The sequence below is a fragment of the Pseudomonas sp. 05N434 genome, assembly GCF_056396965.1.
Genome location: NZ_JBFTMK010000360.1, coordinates 1 through 5,236, shown reverse-complemented (window position 1 = coordinate 5,236; position 5,236 = coordinate 1). Strand labels below are relative to the sequence as shown.

Annotated in this window: 6 protein-coding genes; 2 read left to right on the top strand and 4 right to left on the bottom strand. The window is 59.9% G+C overall.

From position 1 onward, the window contains the following. From AC1DLB_RS20515 to hemJ, 3 genes are all read right to left on the bottom strand, one after another. Positions 1-863: DUF805 domain-containing protein (locus tag AC1DLB_RS20515; RefSeq protein ID WP_477785542.1), on the bottom strand; the 863-nt coding region annotated here is incomplete at its 3' end. 91 nt (positions 864-954) lie between these two features. Further along, the gene (locus AC1DLB_RS20510; RefSeq protein ID WP_019650353.1) at positions 955-1,923 is read right to left on the bottom strand and encodes an NAD(P)H-dependent flavin oxidoreductase; all 969 of its coding nucleotides are present in this window, start codon (positions 1,921-1,923) and stop codon (positions 955-957) included. A gap of 33 nt (positions 1,924-1,956) precedes the next feature. Continuing rightward, positions 1,957-2,388 carry a protoporphyrinogen oxidase HemJ gene (hemJ, locus tag AC1DLB_RS20505; RefSeq protein ID WP_018928879.1) on the bottom strand — a complete coding sequence of 144 codons (432 nt, stop codon included), beginning with the start codon at positions 2,386-2,388 and terminating at the stop codon, positions 1,957-1,959. A gap of 135 nt (positions 2,389-2,523) precedes the next feature. Here hemJ and argC point away from each other — a divergent pair, with 135 nt between their 5' ends. Both argC and erpA read left to right on the top strand, forming a co-directional pair. Then, positions 2,524-3,558, top strand: coding sequence for an N-acetyl-gamma-glutamyl-phosphate reductase (gene argC / locus AC1DLB_RS20500; protein ID WP_007941665.1), 1,035 nt, complete (start codon positions 2,524-2,526; stop codon positions 3,556-3,558). A gap of 167 nt (positions 3,559-3,725) precedes the next feature. Further along, the gene (erpA, locus tag AC1DLB_RS20495) at positions 3,726-4,076 is read left to right on the top strand and encodes an iron-sulfur cluster insertion protein ErpA (protein WP_007906865.1); all 351 of its coding nucleotides are present in this window, start codon (positions 3,726-3,728) and stop codon (positions 4,074-4,076) included. A 73-nt stretch (positions 4,077-4,149) separates the two neighbouring features. Here erpA and AC1DLB_RS20490 read toward each other — a convergent pair. Continuing rightward, positions 4,150-5,236 (bottom strand): anhydro-N-acetylmuramic acid kinase (locus AC1DLB_RS20490; RefSeq protein WP_477785541.1); only part of this gene is annotated, 1,087 nt, incomplete at its 5' end.

Here is a 5,236-nt window from a genome sequence, read left to right as displayed (position 1 = left end):
TCATCGGTGGTCACGGAGCTGCTTTGATAGGCGCTATCAGTGGCGCTTTCGTACTCATCCTGAATTGCCGTGAGACCTCCGGTCAGCCCGCCAACGAACATGATCGCAATAAACACCAGCCACAATGAAGCCAGTACCCTGACTGCATTGCTGTTGGGCGGCGGCGGTGCGCCATATCGATTGGCAGTGTTGTTACCCGGCACGATCATTATCACGAACGGGAAAGCGCCCCCCACGAACGGCACAAGGTTCAACAGCCAGAGCCATCCAGACCAGCCGATATCGTGCAGGCGCTGCACACTGAACTGAATGCTGATGAACGCGAGTATCACGATCAGAATAACGGCCAGCAGACCCGCGACAATCAGGCCGGCAGTCGAGTTGGTGCTGATGAGGCCGAAGCCGAAAATGGCCAGCACCGAGCCAATGCCCAACGTCACCAGCGTCAGAGCCATTGTCCAGGCCAGAAAGCGCAGTCGGCCGATGCGGCCACTGAAACTGAATGCCTTGAGTGTGGCGAACTCCGGCAGCGCTTCGCCGACCGTGGCGCGTGGCGGAGCGTAGGGGGAATCGGGCTCTGCCGATGGCGGTGGGCTGACGTGAACGTCGGACAGGTTCAGCTCGATCGAGGGTTCGGCTTCGATTCGGGCATCGATGCCGGTTTTCGTCAGCGCCTGAAGATAAGTTTGCGCGTCGGCGTGTGACAGTTCGCGTTTGAGCGCAACCGTCCGGCCACTGAACAGGCGTTCGATGGCTGCGACATCGCTTTTGAACAGCTCGGCGAGATTGAGCTTGGCGGTGGTGGCATCAACACCGGGCAGCAAAGCACCATCGAAGACGATCTTGAAACGGTTTTCGCTCATGGCCGAGGCATCCTTGTCGCGAGAGTTGTAATGGAAAGTGTAACAAGAGGGAGTTTAAGGCCGGCCGGGTTGGGCTGGCCAAACTTTCCTGTCAGCGCGGCCAGCGCTTGGGCAGTGCTGCCGCCAGTTCCAGCGCCTTGCGGTATTCGGTGCCGAGACGTTCGACCAGTTGATCGACACTCGGCAGATCCTCGATCTCCCCGACACCCTGGCCCGCAGACCACACGGTTTTCCAGGCTTTGGCTTCATCGTTCAACGGCTTGAGCTTGGAGCCGAAGTCCACCTCGCCCTTGCTTTGCAGCGCCGCCATGTCGAAACCGGCGGCCTCCAGGCTCTGACGCATGAAGCTTGCCGGAACCCCAGACACCGCTGGAGTATGGACGATGTCCGCGGCTCTGGCAGTCAGGAGCATCTCCTTGTAGGCGTCAGGCGCATGACTTTCGGTGGTGCCGATAAATCGCGTACCGAAGTAGGCCAGATCCGCACCGAGCAATTGCGCGGCAAGAATCTCGTGGCCATGGTTCAGGCAGCCAGCCAGCAGCAGGGTCTTGTCGAAAAACTGGCGAATCTCGGCGATCAGCGAAAACGGGCTCCAGGTCCCGGCGTGACCACCGGCCCCCGCGGCAACGGCAATCAAACCGTCGACACCGGCTTCGGCGGCTTTTTCTGCGTGGCGACGGGTCGTCACGTCGTGAAACACCAGGCCACCGTAGCTGTGCACGGCATCGACCACTTCCTTCACGGCGCCGAGGCTGGTGATCACGATCGGTACTTTGTGTTCGATGCAGATCGCCAGATCCGCCTGCAATCGCGGATTGCTGTGGTGGACGATCAGGTTCACCGCGTAAGGCGCGGGGTTTTCCAGTGTCGCCAACCCTGCTTCGATTTCTTCCAGCCAGGCCTTGAACCCACTGCTCTCACGCTGGTTCAGCGCAGGGAAACTGCCCACCACGCCATTACGGCAGCAGGCGAGCACCAGCTCAGGGTTGGAGATCAGGAACATCGGTGCCGCCACCACCGGCAGTCGCAAGCGTTGTTCGAGCAGAGCGGGCAGCGACATTGGAAGTACCCCGGGTGAGCGTGTCTGTTGGATTTAAAACGGCCGGACGACGACCAGAATTACGATAGCCAGCAATATCAGAACCGGCACTTCATTGAACCAGCGATAAAAGACATGGCTGCGGGTGTTTTCGCCACGGGCAAAACGTTTTACCTGTGCGCCGCACATGTGGTGGTAGCCGATCAGGATCACCACCAGGGTCAGCTTGGCGTGCATCCACGCGCCCTGGCCGAAATAGGCGCTCGGGTTGAGGCTGATTAGCCAAATGCCGAACACCAGGGTGGCGATCATCGCTGGCCCCATGATGCCTCGGTACAGCTTGCGCTCCATGATGCTGAAGCGTTCCTTGCTGACGGTGTCTTCGCTTTGCGCGTGATAGACGAACAGGCGCGGCAGGTAAAACAGGCCGGCAAACCAGCAGACCATGCTGATGATGTGAAGCGCTTTGAGCCACAGATAAAGCATTTTTGGTTATTCCCAGGTTCACGGTAGTGAAGATAGTAGGGGGTAGAGCGCCCGCACGTCACCTTGACGGTTGTCGCAGGGCCGCGCGGCCCCTATTATCGACGGCTTTCCAGTGGGTTCGTTGAGGGCAGGTTTATGGTCAAGGTCGGTATCGTCGGCGGCACGGGTTACACCGGTGTCGAACTGCTGCGTCTGTTGGCACAGCATCCGCAGGCAGAAGTGGTGGTGATCACTTCCCGATCCGAGGCCGGCCTGGCCGTGGCCGACATGTACCCGAACCTGCGTGGCCATTACGACGGCCTGGCGTTCAGCGTTCCGGACATCAAGACCCTCGGGGCTTGCGACGTGGTGTTCTTCGCCACGCCGCACGGTGTCGCCCATGCCCTGGCGGGTGAATTGCTGGCTGCCGGAACCAAGGTCATCGACCTGTCGGCAGACTTCCGTTTGCAAGACGCCGATGAATGGGCCAAGTGGTACGGCCAGCCGCATGGTGCGCCGGAACTGCTGGAGGAAGCGGTCTACGGCTTGCCGGAAGTCAATCGCGAGCAGATCAAGCAGGCACGCCTGATTGCTGTACCGGGTTGCTACCCGACCGCGACGCAATTGGGTTTCCTGCCATTGCTCGAAGCCGGTCTGGCCGATACCACACGTTTGATCGCTGACTGCAAATCCGGTGTCAGCGGTGCGGGTCGTGGCGCTTCGGTAGGTTCGCTGTACTCCGAGACGTCGGAAAGCATGAAGGCCTACGCCGTAAAAGGTCACCGTCACTTGCCGGAAATCCGTCAGGGGCTGCGTCGTGCCGCGGGCAAGGATGTTGGTCTGACCTTCGTTCCGCACCTGACGCCGATGATTCGCGGTATTCATTCGACGCTCTACGCGACTGTCGTGGACCGCTCGGTGGATCTGCAGGCTCTGTTCGAAAAGCGTTATGCCAACGAACCGTTCGTCGACGTAATGCCAGCCGGCAGCCATCCGGAAACCCGCAGCGTGCGTGGTGCCAACGTTTGTCGTATCGCCGTGCATCGTCCGCAGGATGGTGATCTGGTGGTGGTGTTGTCGGTCATCGACAACCTGGTCAAAGGCGCGTCGGGTCAGGCTGTGCAGAACCTGAATATCCTCTTCGGTCTGGATGAGCGCCTGGGCCTTTCCCATGCGGGCATGCTGCCGTAAGGCTTTATCCGCAATGCAAAAAGGCCCGTTGAACGGGCCTTTTTGCATTCTGGTCTGACAATTGGGTTGATTGATATACCGTAACAATAGTTGACCGATTTTCTGGGAGAAGCGGATAATGCGCGTCATCACGCATTATGGCGGCGTAACGCCGGGAGATAGTCAGCATGAGCGTCGAATCCTTCACCCCCACGGCTTTGCAATTCACCCACGGTGCTGCGCACAAGGTGAAGAGCCTGGTCGATGAAGAGGGGAATGATCGCTTGAAGCTGCGCGTATTCGTTACGGGCGGCGGTTGTTCAGGGTTTCAGTACGGCTTCACCTTCGATGAAGAAGTGGCCGATGACGACACCATTGTCGAGCGCGAAGGCGTCAGCCTGGTGGTCGATCCGATGAGCTTCCAGTACCTGGCAGGTGCCGAGGTGGATTACCAGGAAGGTCTGGAAGGTTCGCGTTTCGTGATCAAAAACCCGAACGCCACCACCACGTGTGGCTGCGGCTCTTCGTTCTCGATCTGATCGCAACTCACCGCATCAACAAGCGCCGCAGGGTCTCAGGACTCTGCGGCGTTTTGCTGTCTGGAGTTAAGGTTCAGGCGGGGTAGATGGCGCCGAGAATGCGCAGGCCACGGGCGCCGGTGACGCTTGGGCGGTTGGTCGCGATACCTTCCAGGCAGCAATGAGCCAGCCAGGCAAAGGCCATGGCTTCAACCCAGTCCGGGTCTACACCATAAGCGGCAGTGCTGCTGACTTTCGCGTTCGGCAACAGGCTGGCCAACCGTTTCATCAACGTGGCGTTGTGTGCGCCACCGCCGCAGACCAGCAGCTCCCGGGTATCCGATTGAGCGCTTTGCAATGACTCGACGATGGTCAGGGCGGTCAGCTCAAGCAGTGTGGCCTGTACGTTTTCGGCTGCGAAGGTTGGCAGTTGTGACAGATGCTGCATCAGCCATGGCAGATTGAACACTTCGCGGCCAGTGCTCTTCGGGCCTTGAGTTACAAAGAACGGATCACTGAGCAGCTCATTCAACAGAGCCGGTTCAACCTTGCCGCTGGCGGCCCATTGGCCATCGCGATCGAAGTTGTCGCCGCGTTGCCGGTGAATCCAGGCATCCAGCAGGACATTCCCCGGGCCGCAGTCAAAACCCGCGACAGGCTTGCCGGGTTCGATCAGGCTGAGGTTACTGAACCCGCCGACGTTCAGCACCGCGCGGTTACCGGGCTGCTGTTCAAACAAGGCTTCGTGAAAGGCCGGAACCAATGGGGCGCCTTGTCCGCCAGCGGCTACGTCGCGGCTGCGGAAATCGCTGACCACGGTGATGCCGGTCAGCTCGGTGAGCAGCGCAGGGTTGCCGATCTGCACCGTGAACCCGCGTGCCGGTTCGTGGCGAATGGTCTGGCCGTGGCTGCCAATCGCGCGAATGTCGTCGGGCTTGAGGTTTTGTTGGTCGAGGAGGGTGTGAATGCCCTGTGCGGCCAGTTTTACCCAGTTTTGCTGGGCAATGGCGGAGCGGGCAATCTCGTCCGGACCGCTGGCGCACAAGCCAAGCAGCTCGGCGCGCAGGGATTCGGGCATGGGGATGTAATGCGTGGCGATCAGCTTGATCGCCGGGGCTTGCTCGATCAGCGCAATGTCCAGGCCATCAAGGCTAGTCCCGGACATCACACCTATATAGAGC